This window comes from Luteimonas huabeiensis HB2 (assembly GCF_000559025.1).
GTDB classification, from domain to species: domain Bacteria; phylum Pseudomonadota; class Gammaproteobacteria; order Xanthomonadales; family Xanthomonadaceae; genus Luteimonas; species Luteimonas huabeiensis.
In genome coordinates, this window is sequence record NZ_JAAN01000014.1 from 366,597 (window position 1) to 386,663 (window position 20,067).

Annotated in this window: 19 protein-coding genes; 15 read left to right on the top strand and 4 right to left on the bottom strand. The window is 67.6% G+C overall.

The genetic code is table 11. From position 1 onward, the window contains the following. The first annotated feature begins 109 nt into the window (after positions 1-109). The gene (locus Z164_RS0105700) at positions 110-745 is read left to right on the top strand and encodes a glutathione S-transferase N-terminal domain-containing protein (protein ID WP_024889770.1); all 636 of its coding nucleotides are present in this window, start codon (positions 110-112) and stop codon (positions 743-745) included. A gap of 70 nt (positions 746-815) precedes the next feature. Continuing rightward, positions 816-1,256, top strand: coding sequence for a ClpXP protease specificity-enhancing factor (locus Z164_RS0105705; RefSeq protein WP_024889771.1), 441 nt, complete (start codon positions 816-818; stop codon positions 1,254-1,256). 353 nt (positions 1,257-1,609) lie between these two features. Here Z164_RS0105705 and Z164_RS20065 read toward each other — a convergent pair whose 3' ends face one another. The 3 genes from Z164_RS20065 to Z164_RS0105720 form a co-directional block, all read right to left on the bottom strand. Continuing rightward, positions 1,610-1,939 carry a DUF3301 domain-containing protein gene (locus Z164_RS20065; RefSeq protein WP_043689332.1) on the bottom strand — a complete coding sequence of 110 codons (330 nt, stop codon included), beginning with the start codon at positions 1,937-1,939 and terminating at the stop codon, positions 1,610-1,612. A 198-nt stretch (positions 1,940-2,137) separates the two neighbouring features. Beyond that, a complete protein-coding gene (nadC, locus tag Z164_RS0105715) occupies positions 2,138-3,004 on the bottom strand; it encodes a carboxylating nicotinate-nucleotide diphosphorylase (RefSeq protein WP_024889772.1) in 867 nt (288 codons plus the stop codon). Next, positions 3,001-3,276: a Trm112 family protein gene (locus Z164_RS0105720; protein WP_024889773.1), complete on the bottom strand. Its 276-nt coding sequence runs from the start codon at positions 3,274-3,276 to the stop codon at positions 3,001-3,003. The genes nadC and Z164_RS0105720 overlap by 4 nt, the downstream gene beginning before the upstream one ends. Positions 3,277-3,446: 170 nt before the next feature. Here Z164_RS0105720 and purE point away from each other — a divergent pair, with 170 nt between their 5' ends. Together purE and Z164_RS0105730 are read left to right on the top strand one after the other, a co-directional pair. Next, positions 3,447-3,971: a 5-(carboxyamino)imidazole ribonucleotide mutase gene (purE, locus tag Z164_RS0105725; RefSeq protein ID WP_024889774.1), complete on the top strand. Its 525-nt coding sequence runs from the start codon at positions 3,447-3,449 to the stop codon at positions 3,969-3,971. Beyond that, on the top strand, positions 3,968-5,110 hold the full coding sequence (locus Z164_RS0105730) for a 5-(carboxyamino)imidazole ribonucleotide synthase (protein ID WP_024889775.1): 1,143 nt from the start codon (positions 3,968-3,970) through the stop codon (positions 5,108-5,110). The genes purE and Z164_RS0105730 overlap by 4 nt, the downstream gene beginning before the upstream one ends. 372 nt (positions 5,111-5,482) lie before the next feature. Here Z164_RS0105730 and Z164_RS0105735 read toward each other — a convergent pair whose 3' ends face one another. Beyond that, a complete protein-coding gene (locus Z164_RS0105735) occupies positions 5,483-6,070 on the bottom strand; it encodes a superoxide dismutase (protein ID WP_024889776.1) in 588 nt (195 codons plus the stop codon). A 128-nt stretch (positions 6,071-6,198) separates the two neighbouring features. Between Z164_RS0105735 and grxD the strand changes: the two genes are divergently transcribed. The 11 genes from grxD to Z164_RS0105785 all read left to right on the top strand — a co-directional run bounded on the left by grxD (position 6,199) and on the right by Z164_RS0105785 (position 20,062). Continuing rightward, positions 6,199-6,525 (top strand): Grx4 family monothiol glutaredoxin, encoded by a 327-nt coding sequence (gene grxD / locus Z164_RS0105740; RefSeq protein ID WP_024889777.1) that lies wholly within the window; start codon positions 6,199-6,201, stop codon positions 6,523-6,525. Positions 6,526-6,539: 14 nt separating this feature from the next. Continuing rightward, on the top strand, positions 6,540-7,271 hold the full coding sequence (locus Z164_RS0105745) for an SDR family NAD(P)-dependent oxidoreductase (protein ID WP_043689426.1): 732 nt from the start codon (positions 6,540-6,542) through the stop codon (positions 7,269-7,271). Continuing rightward, positions 7,268-7,873: a YhgN family NAAT transporter gene (locus tag Z164_RS0105750; protein ID WP_024889779.1), complete on the top strand. Its 606-nt coding sequence runs from the start codon at positions 7,268-7,270 to the stop codon at positions 7,871-7,873. Before Z164_RS0105745 ends, Z164_RS0105750 begins: the two co-directional genes overlap by 4 nt. A gap of 256 nt (positions 7,874-8,129) precedes the next feature. After that, positions 8,130-11,384: a TonB-dependent receptor gene (locus tag Z164_RS0105755; RefSeq protein ID WP_024889780.1), complete on the top strand. Its 3,255-nt coding sequence runs from the start codon at positions 8,130-8,132 to the stop codon at positions 11,382-11,384. A 109-nt stretch (positions 11,385-11,493) separates the two neighbouring features. Further along, on the top strand, positions 11,494-12,879 hold the full coding sequence (gene ppnN, locus Z164_RS0105760) for a nucleotide 5'-monophosphate nucleosidase PpnN (RefSeq protein ID WP_024889781.1): 1,386 nt from the start codon (positions 11,494-11,496) through the stop codon (positions 12,877-12,879). A gap of 162 nt (positions 12,880-13,041) precedes the next feature. After that, positions 13,042-13,578 carry a GspH/FimT family pseudopilin gene (locus Z164_RS0105765; protein ID WP_024889782.1) on the top strand — a complete coding sequence of 179 codons (537 nt, stop codon included), beginning with the start codon at positions 13,042-13,044 and terminating at the stop codon, positions 13,576-13,578. After that, positions 13,575-14,057, top strand: a complete 483-nt coding sequence (gene pilV, locus Z164_RS0105770; protein ID WP_024889783.1) for a type IV pilus modification protein PilV — start codon at positions 13,575-13,577, stop codon at positions 14,055-14,057. The genes Z164_RS0105765 and pilV overlap by 4 nt, the downstream gene beginning before the upstream one ends. Further along, a complete protein-coding gene (locus tag Z164_RS0105775; protein ID WP_024889784.1) occupies positions 14,054-15,247 on the top strand; it encodes a PilW family protein in 1,194 nt (397 codons plus the stop codon). The genes pilV and Z164_RS0105775 overlap by 4 nt, the downstream gene beginning before the upstream one ends. A gap of 1 nt (position 15,248) precedes the next feature. Beyond that, positions 15,249-15,782, top strand: a complete 534-nt coding sequence (locus Z164_RS0105780; RefSeq protein ID WP_024889785.1) for a pilus assembly PilX family protein — start codon at positions 15,249-15,251, stop codon at positions 15,780-15,782. Positions 15,783-15,791: 9 nt separating this feature from the next. Next, on the top strand, positions 15,792-19,601 hold the full coding sequence (locus tag Z164_RS21770; RefSeq protein ID WP_081770082.1) for a pilus assembly protein: 3,810 nt from the start codon (positions 15,792-15,794) through the stop codon (positions 19,599-19,601). Next, complete coding sequence (locus tag Z164_RS0105785) at positions 19,598-20,062, top strand: type IV pilin protein (protein ID WP_024889786.1); 465 nt, start codon at positions 19,598-19,600, stop codon at positions 20,060-20,062. Before Z164_RS21770 ends, Z164_RS0105785 begins: the two co-directional genes overlap by 4 nt. Positions 20,063-20,067 lie beyond the last annotated feature (5 nt).

Genomic DNA, 20,067 nt, shown 5'->3' on the forward strand with positions numbered 1-20,067 from the left:
CGGAGGCGCCCCGCGGGCCTGGACAACCGGGGAACCGTGACGGCCGTTCGCACAGGGCGGGTGGCGTCGATACGGCCGGCGGATTCCGGCCGTTGGAGAAAACCTGATGATGGCGTCGAGTCCGCGTATGCGTAATGCCCTGACCCTGTTCTCCGCAGTCGACGATGTGCTGTGCCACCGGGTGCGCCTGGTGCTGGCCGCGAAAGGCGTCACCTACGACCTGATCGCGGTCGATCCCCAGGACCCGCCCGAGGACCTGGTCGACCTGAACCCCTACCACTCGGTGCCGACGCTGGTCGAGCGCGAGCTGGTACTCTACGCCGCCTCGGTGGTCTGCGAGTACATCGACGAGCGCTACCCGCACCCGCCGCTGATGCCGGTGGATCCGCTTTCGCGCGCGCGCCTGCGCCTGGCGATGCTGCGGCTCGAGCACGACTGGGTGCCGCAGATCCAGGCCATCCAGTTCGGCAACAAGCAGCAGGCCGAGGCCGGCCGCAAGCGCCTGCGCGAACTGCTGACCGCCTCGGTGCCGCTGTTCAAGGCCAGCAAGTTCTTCCTCAGCGCCGAGATGAGCCTGGCCGACTGCGCGATGGCGCCGATCATCTGGCGCCTGCAGGCGCTCGACATCCCGCTGCCCAAGGACGGCAAGGCGATCGAGGACTACGGCAACCGCATCTTCCGCAACCCCGGCTTCGTGCGCAGCCTGACCCCGCAGGAGAAGAACCTGCGCGAGCTGCCGGCCTGAGGCGGGCGACCGGCTGTCCGCGGCGTCGCCGCCGGATGATTTCTGCGCCCGGGGCTCCTAGACTGAGCGCATGAGCGAACCCGCAACGCCCCGCATGACCAGCCACCGCCCGTACCTGCTGCGGGCGCTGTACGAGTGGATCGCCGACAACGCGATGACGCCCCACATCCTGGTCGATGCCACCCGGCCCGGCGTGCGGGTGCCGCCGCATACCGTCAAGGACGGGCGCGTCGTGCTCAACATCGCCGAGCGCGCCGTCGCGCGGCTGGAGATGGACAACGACAGCGTGCGTTTCACCGCGCGCTTCGGCGGCGTCAGCCAGCCGGTGGACGTGCCGGTCTCGGCGGTGCTGGCGGTGTACGCGCGCGAGACCGGGCAGGGCATGGTGCTGCCCGACGAGCCGGTCGGCGATGCGCCGGACCCGGACGACGAGCCGCCGGCCTCGCCGCCCGACGACGGCGCCGGCGTGGACGCGCCGCCGAAACGCGGCCATCTGCGGGTCGTCAAGTAGGCAGCGCCGGCCTGCGGCGCGCGCCGCGGGCCCTAGGCTGTATCGATTTCAGCGTGCGACAGGCCCCTTCGCCCGCATGCGGGGAGCACTCTGTTTTTTCCCTCCCCCGCAAGCGCACGCCGCAGGCGTCCAAAGCAGCCCTCATCCGGCGCTGCGCGGCTTGCGGGAGAAGGAACGATATGCACCCGCTTGCGGGAGAAGGGACGAGCCGCACCCGCCTGCGGGAGAAGGGACGAGCCGCACCCGCCTGCGGGAGAAGGGACGAGCCGCAGGTCGAATGTCGATACAGCCTAGGCGCCCGGGCGGCAGAAGCCGTCCGGCCGTTCGCCTCGAACGTCTCGATCGCCCAGGCCCTAGCGCATCGCCTCCAGTACGCCCTCGGCGCCGACCGGGCCGACGAAGCCGACCAGCTCGTCGCCGCGCAGCACCAGCTTGCCCACCGAGCGTTCGACGCCGTCGCTGGAGTATTCGAAGCGGAAGCTGCGCTCGACCCCGAGCCGGCCGTCCTCGCGCCGCCGCAGGCGCAGGCCGCTGGCGTGCACGGTCTGGTCGAGCCACTGCACGCCGGCGGCGCGGCAGGCCTCGCGGCCGATGCGCTCGGCGCGCTCGGCGGCCGCGCGCGAGGCGCTCCACCAGGCCGCGGCGGCGGCGGCGAGGATCATCAGCAGGATCGGGCCGGACATGCCGCTACTGTGGCGACCACGGTGCGCGACCGCAAGGGAGCGCGCAGGGCCCCCGAGCCCCGCAGCGGGCGCGCTACGCCGCCGGGGCGCGCGCCGCGGCCGCGCCGGCCCCGGGCTTCCGCGGATCGCGCGCGGCGATCCGGCCGGCCGCTCGTGGCCGGCGTTTCCGTCGGCGGCGCCGGCAGGGCGCGTGCCGCGTCAGGCCGGCGGCGGGCCCAGCTTCAGCGAGAGGTCCACGGCGCGCACGTGCTTGGTCAGCGCGCCGACCGAGATGCAGTCCACTCCGTCCTCGGCCACCGCGCGCACGCTGTCGAGCTCGATCCCGCCGGAGACCTCCAGCGGGATCCGCCCGCCGTAGGGCGCGCCGCGCGCGATCCGCACCGCCTCGCGCCGCGTCGGGGCGTCGAAGTCGTCGATCAGGATCCGTTGGCAGCCGGCGTCCAGCGCCTCGCGCAGCTGCGCCAGGGTCTCGACCTCGACGATCAGCGGCAGCTCCGGCCGCTGCGCGCGCGCAGCGCCGATCGCCGCCGCGACCGAACCGGCCATGCGCACGTGGTTCTCCTTCAGCATCACCGCGTCGAACAGCCCCATGCGGTGGTTGTCGCCGCCGCCGGCGCGCACGGCGTACTTCTGCGCCAGGCGCAGGCCGGGCAGGGTCTTGCGGGTGTCGAGGATGCGCGCGCCGGTGCCCTCCACGGCGCGCACGTAGGCGGCGGTGGCGGTCGCCACGCCGCTGAGCGTCTGCAGGAAGTTCAGCGCGGTGCGCTCGGCGGTCACCAGGGCGCGCGCGCGCCCGGCCACCGTGGCGAGCACGCTGCCGGCGGTGGCGGCGTCGCCTTCGGCGATGCGCCATTCGATCCGGACCTGCGGGTCCAGCGCGCGCAGGCAGGCGTCGAACCAGGGCCGACCGCAGATCACCGCGTCCTGCTTGCACAGCAGGTAGGCGGCATCCTCCACGTCGGGCAGCAGGGCCGCGGTGGCGTCGCCGGGGCCGACGTCCTCGGCCAGCGCGCGGGCGATGTCGGCGGCGACCGCGTCCGCCGGCGGCGGCGCCGGCCGGCTCATCGCGCGGCGGCCGGGAAGTCCTCGACCTGCGCGGTCGGAATGCCCTCCTCGACCAGCAGCACCGGGATGCCGTCGTCGACCCGGTAGACCCGCTTGCGGTCGCGCGTCACCAGCGCCTCGCGCAGCGGCTCGGCCTGAGGGCTGTCGTCGGCGCGACGCAGGGTGCCGGACTCGACGGCGCGGTTGAGCGCATCCAGGCCGGCGCGGTCGAGCACCGAGAGCGGCTGGCGCGTGGCCGGGCAGACGAGGATGTCGAGGAGCTTGCGGTCCATGGGCGGCTGGGCTGAAAGGAGGGCAAGAGCGTACCACCTCGGCCGCCGCGGCCCGGCCGACCGGCGCCGCGCCGCCGTCCGGCACGACGCATCCTGGGCGCGGTGCGCGGCGCGATTGCCCGCGAGCGCGCGAAGCGCCCTAAAATGGCGGTTTGCGCCCGGGATCCGCCATGTCCGCCAATTCCGCCAGCCCGCTCGTGGGCATCGTCATGGGCTCGAGGTCCGACTGGGACACCATGCGGCATGCCGCCGAACGGCTCGATGCGCTCGGCGTCGCCCACGAAGTGCGCGTGGTCTCCGCGCACCGCACCCCGGACGCCATGTTCGCCTACGCCGAGCAGGCGCAGGCGCGCGGCCTGCGCGCGATCATCGCCGGCGCCGGCGGCGCCGCGCACCTGCCGGGCATGCTGGCGGCCAAGACCCCGGTGCCGGTACTCGGCGTGCCGGTGCAGTCGAAGGCGCTCAACGGCCTGGACTCGCTGCTGTCGATCGTGCAGATGCCGGCCGGCATCCCGGTGGCGACCTTCGCCATCGGCAAGGCCGGCGCGGCCAACGCGGCGCTGTTCGCCGCCGCGATGCTCGGCGACCGGCCGGAGATCGCGCAGGCGCTGGCGGCGTTCCGCGCGCGCCAGACCGAGGACGTGGCCGGCAACGACGACCCGCGCATCGACGCGCGTCCGCCGGGCTTCGCATGACCACCGTCGGTATCTTGGGTGGCGGACAGCTCGCGCGCATGCTGGCGCTGGCCGGGGCTCCGCTCGGCCTGCGTTTCCTGGTCATGGACACCGCCGCCGACGCCTGCGCCGGGCAGTGCGCGCCGCTGCTGGTGGGCGACTACCGCGACGAGGCCGCGCTGGCCGAGTTCGCCTCGCGGGTGGACGTGGCCACCTTCGATTTCGAGAACGTGCCCGCCGAGAGCGCGCGCTGGCTGAGCGAGCGGGTGCCGGTGTTCCCGAATCCCGACGCGCTGGCGGTGGCGCAGGACCGGCTGGCGGAAAAGACCCTGTTCCGCGACCTCGGCATCCCGGTGCCGGCGTTCGCCGACGTGGACTCGCGCGCCGGCCTGGACGCCGCGGTGGCCCGTGTGGGCCTGCCGTGCATCCTCAAGACGCGGCGGCTGGGCTACGACGGCAAGGGCCAGTTCCGCCTGCGCGAGCCGGCCGACCTCGACCGCGCCTGGGACGCGCTGGGCGCGCAGGCGGGAAAGGTCGGGCTCATCGTCGAGGCCTTCGTGCCCTTCGAGCGCGAGTACTCCGTGGTGGCGGTGCGCGGCCGCGACGGCGCCTTCCGCGCCTGGCCGCTGACCGCGAACTGGCACGTGGACGGGGTGCTCTCGGCCAGCCTGGCGCCCGCCGCCGCGCCAGGGGCGCTGGCGCGCGAGGCGCAGGCGCACGCGTGCGCGCTGGCCGAGCGCCTGGACTACGTCGGCGCGTTCGCGCTGGAGCTGTTCTGCCGCGATGGCCGGCTGCTGGCCAACGAGATGGCGCCGCGGGTGCACAACTCCGGGCACTGGACGATCGAGGGCGCCGAGACCTCGCAGTTCGAGAACCACCTGCGCGCGGTGCTCGGGCTGCCGCTGGGCGCGACCGACGCGCGCGGCAACGCCTGCATGCTCAACTGGATCGGCGCGATGCCCGACCCGCTGCCGGTGCTGGCCGCGTCGGGCGGGCACTGGCACGACTACGGCAAGGCGCCGCGCGAAGGCCGCAAGGTCGGCCACGCCACGCTGCGCGCCGACGATGCCGCGGCGCTGGCCGCGACCCTGGCGCAGGTCGGCGCGGCGCTGGGGCGGGAGCCCCAGGTGGCGCCCGTCGTCGCCGCGCTGTCGGCGTAGAAGCGCGCGTTCGTGCCGCCGGGCCTGGGGACCGTCGCTTCGAACGTCTCTGCCGCCCGGGCTCCTGGCTGTATCGACATTCGGCGCGCGAAAGAGGCTCCTCGTTGGGGGCGCGCTGTCTTTGTCCTCCCCCCGCAAGCGGGAGCCATCTTGTTTTTCCCTTCCCCCGCAAGCGGGGATCACTCTGTTTTTTCCTTCCCCCGCAAGCGGGGGAAGGTGCCGAAGGCGGATGGGGGCGCGCCGCAGGCGCCCAAGAGTCCCCTCATCCGGCGCTGCGCGCCGCCTTCTCCCGCTTGCGGGAGAAGGAACAATGTGGTCCCGCGTGCGGAAAAAGGGGCGGTTTCGACGCTGCAGGTCGAATGCCGATGCGGCTTAGCGCATCCGCGAGGCGACGTAGCGCCAGTTCACCAGCTGCCACCACGCCGCGAGGTACTTCTCGCGCTGGTCGCGGTAGTCGAGGTAGTAGGCGTGCTGCCACAGGCAGCAGGCGAGCAGGGGGTGGTCGCGGCCGGTGATCGGCGTGACCGCGTTCGGGGTGGCGGCGATCGCCAGGCGCCCGTCCGGGCGCTGCAGCAGCCAGGCCCAGCCCGCGCCGAAACCGCGCAGCGCCGCCTGCTCGAAGCGCTCGCGGAACGCGGCATAGCCGCCGAACGCCTCGTCCATGGCCTGGGCCAGCTTCGGCCCGGGCTCGCCGCCGCCGCCGGCCGCCGCCGGCTGCAGGCAGCGCCAGTACAGGTCGGTGTTCCAGGCCTGGGCGGCGTGCTCGAACAGCGCGCCCTGGGCCCGGCGCACGATCTCCTCCAGGCTGGCGTCCTTCAGCGGGGTGCCGGCGATCAGCGTGTTGACCCGCTCGATGTCGGCCCGCTGGTGGTGCCCGTGATGCTGCTCGACCGTATCGCCGGACAGGTGCGGTTCCAGGGCGGTGCGGTCGTAGGGGAGTGCGGCGAGTTCGATGGGCATGCCTGGGCGGGGCCGTCAAAGTGCGCGGGGGCGCGAGCGCTTACAATGGCGGATTCTAATCCCACGCCCGGCGGTCGGTCTTCGCGCATCCTTCGCGTCGCCGCCGCCGCGCGACGCAGGAGCTGATCATGGCGGTCATGCAGCGGATCCAGGCCGAGGTCGAGTCGCACCCCATCGTGCTCTTCATGAAGGGGACGCCCGAGTATCCGATGTGCGGCTTTTCCAGCCGCGCGGTCGAGACCCTGCGCGCGGCGGGCCTCGATCCGGAGCAGCTGCACACCGTCAACGTGATGCAGGATCCGGAGGTGCGCGCCAACCTGCCGCGCTATTCCAACTGGCCGACCTTCCCGCAGCTGTTCATCCACGGCGAGCTGATCGGCGGCTGCGACATCACCGTGGAGCTGCACGAATCCGGCGAACTGGCGCGCATGGTGGCGGAGGTGCAGCGGGCGTGAGCGCGACCCTGCCGATGCCGCTGCCGGGCGCCCGCCCGTTGCTCGGCCGCGTGATCCTGGTCGCCGGCGCGTACGGCGGCCTGGGCCGCGCCGCCGCGCTGGCCTGCGCCGACGCGGGCGCGCGGGTGGTGCTGCTGGGGCGGAAGGTGCCGCGGCTGACCCGCGTGCACGACGCGATCGCCGCCGCCGGCGGCGAGGCGGCGATGTATCCGCTGGACCTGGAAGGCGCGAGCGCCGACGACTACACGGAGCTGGCCGCCCGCATCGGCGATGCCTACGGCCGCCTGGACGGCGTGCTGCACTGCGCCGCCGAATTCCGCGGGCTGACCCCGTTCGAGCACACCGATCCGGCCGTATTCGCGCGCGCGCTGCACGTCAACCTGACCGCCCGCTGGTGGCTCACCCAGGCGTGCATGCCCTGGCTGCGGCGCGCCGAGGACAGCGCGGTGGTGTTCGTCCTCGACGACCCGGCCCGCAGCGCGCAGGCGTTCTGGGGCGGCTACGGCGTGTCGCAGGCCGGGCTGGAGGCGATGGTGTCGATGCTGGCCGCCGAACTCGCCGCCACCCCGGTGCGGGTGTGCGGCCTGCGGCCGGGGCCGATGCGCACGCCGTTGCGCGCCCAGGCCTACGTGGAAGGCGAGGACGGCCTGGCGGCCGATCCGGCCGACTACGCCCAGGCCTGCGTCGAGCTGCTGTCGGCCGACGGCGCCGCCTGGCGCGGCCGCATCCGGGAGCGCGCGGCGTGACCATCGCCTCCGCGGCCCTGCTGCTGTTCCTGATCCTGGACCCGCTCGGCAACGTGCCGGTGTTCCTGAGCATGCTGCGCCGGCTGCCGCCGCAGCGGCAGCGGATCGTGCTCGCGCGCGAGATGCTGATCGCGCTGGCGGTGCTGATGCTGTTCCTGTGGGGCGGCCGCTACGCCCTGGAACTGATGCACCTGCGGCAGGAATCGGTGGCCATCGCCGGCGGCATCATCCTGTTCCTGATCGGCATCCGGATGATCTTCCCCAGCCCGCAGGGGCTGATGGGGGAGATCCCGGACGGCGAACCCTTCATCGTGCCGATGGCGATCCCGCTGGTGGCCGGCCCGTCCGGCATGGCGGCGGTGATGCTGATGGGCAGCAACGAGCCGGACCGTCTCGGCGAATGGAGCCTGGCGCTGCTGATCGCCTGGGGCGCGACCGCGGCGATCCTGTTCTCCTCCACCTACCTCTACAAGCTGCTCGGCGCCCGCGCGCTGACCGCGCTGGAGCGGCTGATGGGCATGCTGCTGGTGGCGATCTCCGTGCAGATGCTGCTCGACGGCATCGCCGGCTACCTCGCCCATGCCGGCGTGGCGGGGCCGTGATGCCGCTGTGACAAGGACTTAGCGGCCGTTCTTCGATTCGGCCGCAAAACCACGGCCAGTCAGTAGCTTGCGCGCCCTCCGCGCCCGTCATCGCGCTGTCATATCGCCCGCCTACCATGTTAATCTGTTGTTAACCGCAGCGGGGCGAGCCGCCGTGGCGAACAGGGGAATCCTCCACAACACCCGCATTCGTATGCCCGTCCGCGGGCTCTCGCGAACGGTCCCGTCTTTCCCAGCATCTCCGAGGCCCAACACCATGACTCCCAAGCATCGCGTCCGCCTTTCCCGGTTGTCGCTCGGCCTGATCGCAGCCCTGGCCGCCGCGCCCGCGTTCGCGCAGAGCACCACGTCCTCCGGTCTCGCCGGTACTGTCATGAGCAACGACGGTCAGCCCGTCGCTGGTGCGGAAGTCACCATCGTCCACGTCGAGTCGGGCACCGTCAGCCGCGCTACCACCGACGCCAGCGGCCGCTACAACGCGCGTGGCCTGCGCGTGGGCGGTCCCTACACCGTCACCATCAACAAGGCCGGCGCCGGCACCTCGACCCGCGACGACATCTATCTGGCGCTGAACCAGACGGGCCAGGTCGACGTCCAACTCAGTGGCGACCTGACCACGCTGGGTACGGTGTACGCCACCGCGACCGCAGGTTCGGAGGTGTTCAGTTCCGCGAAGATGGGGGCGGGGACCAACCTCGGCCTCGAGCAGATCGAGGCGCTGCCGACCATCCAGCGCAACCTGCAGGACTTCGTTCGTCTCGACCCGCGCGTCGCCCAGACCGACAAGGGACGGCTGGAGATCAGCGCTGGCGGCCAGAACCCCCGCTACAACGCCATCCGTATCGACGGCGTCAACACCAGCGACACCTTCGGCCTGGAAGCCAGCAACTTCCCGCTGCTGCGCCAGCCGGTTTCGATGGACGCCATCGAAGCGATCAACGTCGACCTGTCCAACTACGACACCACCATCACCGGCGCCACCGGCGCGGTGATCGACGCGGTGACCAAGTCGGGCACCAACAACTTCAGCGGCTCGGTGTACTACGTCTACCGCGACCAGGATTGGGTGCGCGACAACGAAGACGGTTCGCCGTTCTCCGGCTTTGAGGACGAGGAGACCTACGGCCTGACCTTCGGCGGCCCGATCGTGAAGGACCGGCTGTTCTTCTTCGCCAACTACGAGAAGTTCACCCGCAACTCGCCGGCGGCCAGCTTCGGCCCGATCGGCTCCAGCGCCTCCAACATCGTCGGCATCACCCAGGACCAGATTGCCCAGGCGCAGCAGATCGCGCGCGATGTCTACGGCATCGACATCGGCTCGCTGCAGACGCCGGACGGCATCAAGACCGAACTCGAGGAGAAGGCGGTCAAGTTCGACTGGAACATCGGCGAGAACCACCGCCTGTCCTATCGCTACTCGGAAACCGAGCAGGTCGATCCGGTCCTGGCCGGCTCAGGCGAGAACTCGCTGAGTCTCAACAGCCGCTGGTACGAGATCCAGAAGGCCTTCGACAGCCACTCGGTTCAGCTCTTCAGCGACTGGTCGCCGAACTTCTCCACCGAGTTCAAGGGCTCGCGCCGCAACTACGACTCCCTCAGTGCGGTGTACTCGCGCTTGCCGCAGATTTCGATCGGCTTCGGTCCCGAGGACAGCCCGGACGAGCCGTCATCGCCGTACCTGAATTTCGGTACCGACGAGTTCCGCCACGGCAATCAGATCGAGACCACCACCGACACGTTGTTCGGCGCTGGTACCTGGTATGCCGGCGACCACACGGTCAAGTTCGGCTTCGACTGGGAGCGCAACGACGTCTACAACTTGTACGCCCAAAATATCTGGGGTTCGTACCGGTTCGCCAGTCTCGACCACTTCCGCAACGGCGAGTACTGGGAGTACAGGTTGAACGCGCCGGTGCCCGGCCGCGGTCTCGACAGCGTGGCGATGAACTATGAACACAAGAACCTGGGCCTGTTCGTGCAGGACACCTGGGCGGTGAACTACAACCTGAGCCTGATGTTCGGTCTGCGCGTCGACATCCCGGATCTGGACGACGTGGCCGACCACAACCTGCTGGTGCAGGAGGTCTACGGCCTCGACAACCGCAACGTCCTTGATGCCAAGCTGTGGCAGCCGCGTTTCGGCTTCAACTACACCTTCGACAGCGACCGCCCGACCCAGCTGCGTGGCGGCGTGGGCCTGTTCCAGGGCGCGGCCGCCAACGTCTGGGTGGGCAACTCCTACCAGAACAGCGGCTTCGGCCTGATCGGCTACAACCAGCTGATGGAAAATGTGCCGGTCGACCAGCGCGATGCGATCTGGGCCTCGCTGCCGTTCGTGCCCGATCCGGACAACCCGACCACGCCGGCGCCGGCCGCGGGCTACCAGATGATGGTCAACCTGATGGAGGACGGCATCAAGCAGCCCTCCGTGTGGAAGGCCAACCTCGCCTTCGACCACGAGCTGCCGTGGTACGGCATCGTGGCCTCGGCCGAGGCGCTGTTCACCCGCGTCAAGGACGCTCTGCACTTCGAGCGTCTCGACCTGGGCGCGCCCACCGGCTACGGACCCGACGGACGTCCGCTCTACTGGAGCAACAACGCGACGGGTACCGGCCGGCGCGCCAACGGCAACACGGGCGTGGCGGACATCGCGGACACGCTGCCGGGCTACGAGAACGTCACCGGCTGGCATAACGACGGTGTCATCCTGATGAAGAACACCGACAAGGGCAGCGGCCAGCAGTTCACCTTCAGCCTGAGCAAGCCGCTGATCGAAAACTGGGCCTGGTCGCTGGGCTACACCTACACCCGCGCCACCGAGGTGAGCCCGCTGACGTCCTCGCGCGCCATCTCCAACTGGAGCAACAAGGCGATCTTCGATCCCAACGAGGACGTGGCCGCGCGATCCAACTACGAGATCCGCGACCGCGTGATCGGCACGCTGACCTTCGAAAAGGCGTTCTTCGGCGACTACAACACCAACGTCACTCTGATCTACGAAGGCCGCAGCGGCCGTCCGCACAGCTGGCGGTTCCTCAACGACGCCAACGGCGACGGCTATACGAACGATCTGCTCTATATCCCCACCGGCCCCGGCGACGTGATCTTCACCGGCGGCGCCGCGATGGAGCAGGCGTTCTTCGACTGGCTGTCCGGCCAGCCGGATCTGCAGCGCTATGCCGGCGGTGCGGCGGAGCGCAACGGTAGCCGTTCGGGCTGGATCAACACGTTCGACCTGCGCATCAGCCAGGAGCTGCCCGGCTTCTTCGACGGACACAAGAGCGAGATCTGGTTGGACGTCATGAACGTTGGCAACCTGCTGAACAAGGACTGGGGGCAGATCGTCGACCAATCGCCGTACAGCGACCTGCGCGCGGTGACCTTCGCCGGCGTCCAGGACGGCAAGTACGTCTACAACTTCGACCCCAACCGCGTCTGGTCGCCGGCCCTGTACGACGACAAGGGGCAGTCGCGCTGGGCCCTGCAGCTGGGCTTCCGCTACAAGTTCTGAGCCCTGCAAGGGGCGCGCAAGACGGAAACGGCCGGTCTCCCCGGCCGTTTCCTTTTGGGGCGGCGGCTGCGCTAAAGTGCGCGCGCCGACAAGAAGAAGACGAACGCAAATGGGCCAAACGCAGGTGGCATCGAGCACGATGCCGGTAGTGAACGCGCGCATCTACCCGCGCGGCGGGCTGGATGTGCTGTCCCGCGAAGAGGTGGCCCGGCTCAAGGACGCCTCCAGCGGCGGCATGCACGATCTGCTCAGGCGCTGCGCGCTGGCGGTGCTGACCAGCGGCAGCGCGAGCGACGATCCGCGCGCCGCGCAGGAGCTGTATCCGAGCTTCGACATCCAGGTGGCGCAGCAGGACCGCGGGGTCCGCATCGATCTGGTCAACGCGCCGGCGATGGCCTTCGTCGATGGCGAGATCATTCTCGGCATCGCCGAGCTGCTGTTCGCGGTGGTGCGCGATCTGGCCTACCGGGCGATCGAGTTCGACGCCTGCGAGGGCGGGGCGGAAGACTCCGAGGGCATCACCAACGAGATCTTCGGCCTGCTGCGCAACGCGCGGCTGCTGCAACCCGCCGATCCCAACCTGGTGGTGTGCTGGGGCGGCCACTCCATCAACCGCGACGAGTACGACTACACCAAGCTGGTCGGCTACGAGCTGGGCCTGCGCGGTTTCGACATCTGCACCGGCTGCGGCCCGGGCGCGATGAAGGGACCGATGAAGGGCGCCAACGTGGCCCACGCCAAGCAGCGCCGCTACCGCTCGCGCTACATCGGCATCACCGAGCCTGGGATCATCGCGGCCGAGTCGCCCAACCCGATCGTCAACCACCTGGTGATCATGCCGGACATCGAGAAGCGCCTGGAGGCCTTCGTCCGGCTCGGCCACGGCATCATCGTGTTCCCCGGCGGCGTGGGCACGGCCGAGGAGATCCTCTATCTGCTCGGGCTGCTGATGCGCGAGGAGAACGCCGGGGTGCCGTTCCCGCTGATCCTGACCGGCCCCACGGCCTCGGCGCCGTACTTCGAGCAGATCGACCAGTTCCTGCGCCTGACCCTGGGCGAGGCGGCGACCTCGCGCTACGAGATCATCGTGGCCGATCCGGTGAAGGTGGCCCGGCGCATGGCCGAGGGCATCAAGCGCGTGCGCGAGCACCGCATCCAGCAGAAGGATTCGTTCTACTTCAACTGGTCGCTGACGATTCCCCTGGAATTCCAGCAGCCGTTCGTACCCACCCACGAGGCGATGGCGGCGCTGGACCTGCACCATGGCCGCAAGCCGCACGCGCTGGCCGCCGACCTGCGCCGGGCGTTCTCCGGCATCGTCGCCGGCAACGTCAAGGAAGACGGCATGCGCCGGGTGGAGGCGTTCGGGCCGTTCCAGATCCACGGCGATCCGGAGTTCATGCGCGCGCTGGACGCGCTGTTGCAGGCCTTCGTCGAGCAGCGGCGCATGAAGATCTCCGGCCAGTATCGGCCCTGCTACGAGGTGGTGGTCTAACGGCGGGCCGTACCGCTCCCCTCGCGGCCCGGCCGGTAAGGGGCCGCGGCGGCCGCGCATCCATCCGGAGCGACCGCCCGTCCGCCGTCGATTGCGCGCGGCGCCGTCCACGCTAGGCTGGCCCGGGCGCTCCTGAGCGGAGCGGGGGAGATCGGAGCCGGGATGGTGGGGAGCCGGGGATTCACGCTGGTAGAACTGATGGTCACGATCGCCGTGCTGGCGATCCTGGCCGCGATCGCGTTTCCGAATCTCGAAGCCACGATGCGATCCAACCGCGTCGCGACGACCGCCAACGAGCTGCTGTCCAGTATCTCGTTGGCTCGTTCGGAGGCGATGCGCAATCCGAACGGAGCGGCGCTGTGCGCCAGCCGCCATGGGACTGCCTGCGACGGGGACTGGTCCAACGGCTGGCTGGTGTGGATCGATACCGATGGCGACGGCACCTTGGACGCCGGCGAGCGGATTGTCCGGTTTTCGCAGAGCAACCCAAAGCTGACCTTCGCCGCAACTTCCACGGCCGGCAATGCGCAGTCCCGACTGATCCGATTCGATCAGCGAGGTCGTCTGCGCAGCGACGATGCCAGCGAAAGAACGATCACCTTCAGGCCTGTGCGCTGTGCCGCCAATCAGCCTTATGCGCGCAAAGTCGTCCTCGGTTCATCGGGACGGCCGCGCATGACCAGGGAGAGTTGCCCATGACTCGGGCAGGTCGTAATCGTTCCGTGAATCGGTGCAGAACCGGTGGTTTCAGCCTGATCGAGGTGCTGGTCGCTTTGGTGATTCTGGCGCTGGGCCTGCTCGGATTCGCCTTGCTGCAAGCGATGAATCTCCGTTACACGCAGAGCGCGAACTATCGGACCCAAGCAACCACTCTTGCGGCCGATCTACTCGATCAGATGCGCTCGAATCGGCACGCCGCCGCATGGTACGCGGGCACCCATGGGGCCAGCTTCGATATAGGCGAAGTCAGCGCCAAGGCATGCGGACGTCCCCTGGGTGCGGTCACCATCGAGCAGAACGTCGCACGATGGCAATGCCAGGTGTTCGCTGCTCTAGGGGATCAGGCGCGGGCGACGGTGACCTACAATAACCGAAACGTGGAGGTGACCCTGAGCTGGAGCGAGCGTATCCAGCTCGGTCCGTCCTCCACGAGCTTCACCGTAAGGACGACGCTATGAGTCGTGGCGCGCGCGCACGGGGAGTCTCGTTGATTGAGCTCTTGATCGCACTGCTGATCGGCAGCTTGCTGGTGCTGGGCCTTGTTCAGATATTCAGCGCCTCGCGAACGGCTTACCAGCTTTCCGAAGGCATGTCGCGGGTCCAGGAGAACGCGCGCTTCGCTCTCGATTTCTTACAGCGCGATATCCGGCTCGCCGGGCATTTCGGCTGCGTCAACGATCAGGCGCACTGGGTTAAGGATCCTGTCGAAGGACTGGGCGTTCACCTGGGTACAGGATTGGCTTTGGCCCATCCGCTCAATTTCGCAGTATCGATCCAGGGATACGAGGCGGCCGGGACAGCGCCCGGCAACACGCTATCCATCGGTGCCGCAACCCCGGCTTGGTATCCCACCTTGCCGGCGCAGATTTCCACACTCGTCCCGAGCCCGGTTGCGGGAAGCGATATTCTCGTGCTGCGTTATCTCGGCGCGCGAGGCGCACCGGTGACTGCGATATCCGGCGCTGCGGGTGCCGAAATCCTGACATTTTCGGCCACCGGGTGGCCAGGCTTGACAGAGGATGGAGTGACCTCCCCGACCCTGTTTGGCATCGCAGACTGCTCATACGCCACGGTGTTTCCCGGCACCGGCACCAGCGGCCAGGTTGCCGTAAGCAGCGCGCTGGTCTCGCCCGCGACGGGCCTAGTCGGCCGTTATACCGCGCATCCCTCCGGGCAAACCTTGCTTTACCGTGCAAATTCCCTGGTCTACTACGTCGCCCTAAACCCCAACGGAGAGCCAGCACTTTACCGGGCACGGGCCACCTCGACGGGCGGTTACGACGTTCCCGAAGAGCTGGTGGAAGGCGTGGAAAGCCTGCAGCTGCTGTTCGGGCAAGACACGACCCCGCAGATAGCGACTGCGACGCCGCCGGTGGGCAATATCACCTTCCACAACACCGCCAGCACCTTGCTGGCCGGTGCGACCACCGCGGAACAACAGGCCAACCAGTGGCGCCGCGTGGGACAGGTTCAGGTTGGTCTGCTGATGCGAAGCCCTGCGCGCGCCGCAGCGCCGGAGATCGCTCATGAAGACAACAATCTTAGAGTGCTGGGTACGGTTTACCAGTCGCCCGCCACTCACGACGGGCGCTTCCGCTCCAGCTACGAGTCCACCGTCGCGCTGCGTAATCGGCTTTTCGGAAATTGATATGACCACCTCGATGCATAAGCCGGCCCCGGCTCGCCGTCAACGGGGCGCCGTTCTGTACATCGCGCTGATTATGCTGGTTCTGCTAGCGCTGATCGGGCTGGTGGCCATGCAGGTGGCCAGCATGCAGGAGAGGATGGCTGCCAACTACAACGCAATGAATATGGCGTTTCAGCGTGTGGAGGGGCTCGTGCGCAATGTGGAATGCAATCTCGAGGATCTTGAGAATCGCAGGTCTCACAGTTGCGTCGATCGAATTTCCGCAATCTCCATTTCATATCGATGCGACGACGGCCACGACACAGGCGTGTGGGTGAGTCAACAATCGTTGTCCAGCGCACCTGCGATCAGCGTGCGCAAGATCGACGAGTGCGTGGTCGGTGAAAGCATCATCGCCATGGGGGTCGGGCCGATGGGCGAGACGAGCCCGATCGTGATGTATCAGATCAGCGGCTACGATACCGATTTCGAAAACGCGGCTGGCGCACCCGCTCCGACGACTGCCGCCGCAGTCGATACCGTGTTCAAGCTCTGAGGGTTACGCATGAAGACCTTGGGCAGGATCTTGTTTGGCGTCGGAGTACCTGCAATCACCATAGGCGGATGGTTGGCCTACTCGGTGTTCGCGGCTCAGGCGAAGCCTGGTGCGCCGCTGGCGCAGGCTCCGATGAACACTCAGGTTCAGGTGCCGCCCGCATTCATCATGGCGGTGGATGACTCCGGCTCGATGACCTTTCACAACCAGTTTCCAGGAAACGACGGCTATGCCTGCTGGTCGGGCAGTTCATTCTTTGCGAGCGCCGGGGTGCCGCGTACTTCCGGTACCTGCACATTCGCTTACAGCTATACGGGGCCGCGGGCCGGTTCGAGCTTCCTCGGTATCCCGCCGGTCGATACCTATGGTTTCGCACGTTCTCCGGATTTCAATCCTTCGTACTTCGATCCCGAGATCACCTATCTGCCTTGGTTGAGTGCCGACGGTTCGCCCTATGGTGCAACGGCATCCAATCCTAGCGGGTTCGCCGATATCGCTGGCACGCGGATCGATCCGCGCGAAAGCGCTACCATCTCGCTGGCATCCGATCTTGCCGAAGTCTCGGAACGCTCTAGGTTCAATACGCGCAACAACATGTTTCTGCCAGCCGGCACGCGTTATCGGCTGAGCGGCAGCAATAACGCGAGCTGTGGTGGCCTTTCGAACGGCGGAACTAGCCAATGGCAGACCATCGGGGCGGGCGGCCGCACGGTTACCGCCAACTGCGTAATTTACGTTGCATACTGGCCCGCCACCTTCTTCCTTCGGGAAACGACGCCGAACACGGCGCCGACGATTTCCGCGCCGGGTTATTCGGGCATTGCGCCGGTCAGAGTGCAGAATGCATGCGGCAACGGATGCCACATGTGGAAATACACGATCACTGGTAGTGCTGGGCATAGGGATGCGCTGCAGAATTTCGCAAATTGGTATTCGTTCTACGGCAATCGTAATCGCGCGATGGTCGCAGGCATGACCCGCTCGATGGCCACAGTTAACAACATGCGGGTGGGGTATTTCACCATCAACAGCCACGCAAGCTTCGATAACCCCCTTGGCAATGCAAACGAGCGCGTCTGGATGCGCGATATGGCCGTGCCGGGAGATCGTAATGCGCTGTGGTCAAACATGCTGGCCTTGCCGGCCAGCGGGGGCACCCCCAACCGACAGGCGGTCTACGCGGCCGGGGAACAATTCCGCAGGACGACGAGCGATCGTGGTGGTGCGCCGGTTGCGCTCGCGTGTCAGCGTAACGCGCTGATGCTGTTCACCGACGGCTTCAGCAACAACAACGGTCCCAGTGTCGGCAACGTGGACGGGGCGCTTGGTGCTCCCTTCCGGGACGGACATTCAGATACGATGGCCGATATCGCTACCCGGCTTTACATCAATGATGCTCAGGGCAGATCGCCGATCCGGCCCGATATGCAGGCTGGTCAAGTACCCATTCCGTCGTCCTGTCCAAGCGATGATCCGCGCGTCAACTGCCAGAGCAATTTGCATGTCAACTTCTACGGCGTGACGCTGGGCGGTCGCGGCGACCTGTACAATCCCGATAATCCTGCCGATCCATACACCACCGCGGCGATCTACCATAACTGGCCTTCGCGCCAGAACGACAATCGCAGCACCATTGACGACATCTGGCATGCCGCAGTCAATACGCGCGGCGAATTCATCAACGCACGAACGCCGGCGGACATCGTCGGGGCGATGCGGCGTATTCTGGCTAACGTGACGGGGGGGGCTACCCCATCTGGTACGTTGGCGTTGACGGGGGCCCGGATCGGAACCGGATCGTTGGGAGTTGAGCCGGGATACGAGGTGAAGAACGAGGGAACCGACTGGATCGGAACGCTGGTCGCCTATCGCCCGGTCGTCAGTTCTGATGGTCGGGTGACCCAGTCCGAAGCGTGGCAGGCGCGTTTCCCGGCGCATGGTACGCGTAGCGGCCAGACTTTCTTCGCCCGGGGCAGCGCGGTGCTGCCGTTCACGCCAGCGAACGTCGGGCTTTCCGAGTTGTGCGGTACCCCTGCCGACCGCTATCCGGGGATGTCGCGATGCAGTGCCGAGGAACTCGGCGTGCTCGGGGCCACCGCTGAGAATGCCGTCCGTTACCTAATGGGAGACGTCTCACTGGAGCGCAGGAACAACGGCCCGTTCCGCGATCGTTCCGCGTTGCTCGGGGATATCGTCAATTCCACGCCGGTGGTCAGCTCGCCGGGGGATGACTATGGTTACCGGTCCCTTGCCGGCACTATCGGTTCCAGCTACACAAGCTACTTGGCCGCCAAGAAGACGCGGCCGTACATGGTGTATGTCGGTGCCAACGACGGCATGCTGCATGCTTTCCATGGCGGGATGAACGCCCAAGGAGAGGTTGTGAGCGGTGGCGGGCGCCAGGAGTTCGCCTACATCCCGGCCACGTCGATCGGTCATATGGGGAATTTGCTGTTTCCGTACGATCCGAGCAATGGCGGAGATCAAAAATTCGATCACCGTTACTTCGTCGATGGACCGGTCTCTGTCTCGGATGTCTGCGCAACGAGCTGTACGGCGGCCTCACACTGGAAGACGGCGCTGGTAGCGACGGCCGGGGCCGGCGGTCGCAGTGTCTTCGCGCTGGACATTTCCAACCCGACAGCATTTTCGGCGTCTCGCCGTATGTGGGAAATCAACGATCTGAACCCGGATCTTGCGGAAGATGTTCGAGACAACATTGGTTTCGTGCTTGGTCGTCCGGTGATCGTGCCGGTGAAGAGCGGCAGTACGGTGAGCTGGAAAGCGATATTCGGCAATGGTTACAACAGCCGCAGTGGCAAGGCGGTGCTGTTCGTGGTCGATCTGAGCGGAGGCTTCGGGGCGTCGAGCATCATGATGATCGAAGCGGTCGAGTCGGGGGCACCCTCGGGCCCTAATGGACTGGGAAATATCGTCGTGGTTGACCGTCGGGGGGCGTCAGGGTCGATACGCGACGGGTTCGCGGACACGGTATATGCAGCCGACCAGAAGGGGGCGATCTGGAAGTTCGATCTGGAAACGGGTGAGAATTTGACAGTGCCGTTGTTCACTACACGTTCGCACGTAGAGTCAGGTCAGACCTACCGGCAGCCGATCATCGGGGGGATGACGGCGGCGACGGGGCCGCGGGGGGGGGTAATGCTGTACTTTGGTACCGGCAGTTTTTCTTTTGTCGGCGACGCCACGGATACCTCGCAGCAGTCGCTGTACGCCGTCAATGACGACGCTTCCGGTATTACAGAGACCACGATCACGCGAACACATCTGGTGCGGCGGACGGTGGCAACTGCGCAGGACGGCGCGCGTGCCCTTAGCACGCCTTCCTTGGTGGCCAATGCTAGAGGTTGGTACGTCGACCTGCCCGCAGGAGAGCGCTTCGTCGGCAATCCTCGCATTGCGTCGGGCGTCGTCTTCATGCCAACGTACTCGCCACAGGTGGGTAGTGGTGGCTGCTCCACGACAGGTCTCAACTGGCTGTTCGGCCTCAACGCGAGGACCGGTGCAGCGGCTCTGTCCAACGTGCGGCGGGGCGGGCCGAATGGCGACACGCCCGCCGTGGGAGCGGCGTCGTTGCAGCTGAACACGCCCGGCACCGCTCCGGTAAGAGATGTAGGCGTCACCGTACTGCCGCGCGTGGGGCCGGCGACCCAGGACGCGTCGCCTCCCGGGTCGCCACTTCCGGCGCAGCCGAGCCCGCCCGCGCAGGGATGCTGGATGACGGTGACAGCGGCCGGACTGCCCGACGCGCTCTATCTTCCGTACCCATGCGGTCGCCAATCGTGGAGACAGGTGCAATGACTGTGTTGTCGCGTGTCGGCGCTTGCGGTAAGGGGCGGGCCGGGCTGCCCGCGACCAGCGGTTTCACCCTGATCGAACTGATGGTCGTGGTGGCGGTGGTGGCGATCCTGGCCGCCATCGCCTATCCCTCGTACCAGGAGCAGTTGCGCAAATCCCGTCGGGGGCAGGCCAAGGCCGATCTGGTGGAATACGCTCAATTGGCGGAGCGGCACCATGCAGTGAACAACACCTACGAGGGGTTCACCGTTCCCCTGCAGTCGCCCCGGGAGGGGACGGCTTTTTATGGGATTGCGCTTTCGAATTTGGGTCAATCCACCTTCACCTTGACCGCTACGCCGCAGGCAGGGGGGGGGCAGGCCAAGGATCGCTGCGGCGTTCTGGCGATCAACCAGGCGGGGGTGAAGACGCACACGGCCGGTTCTGTAGACGAGTGCCAGTTCGGTTCGCTGGCGCAGCCGTGATTGCC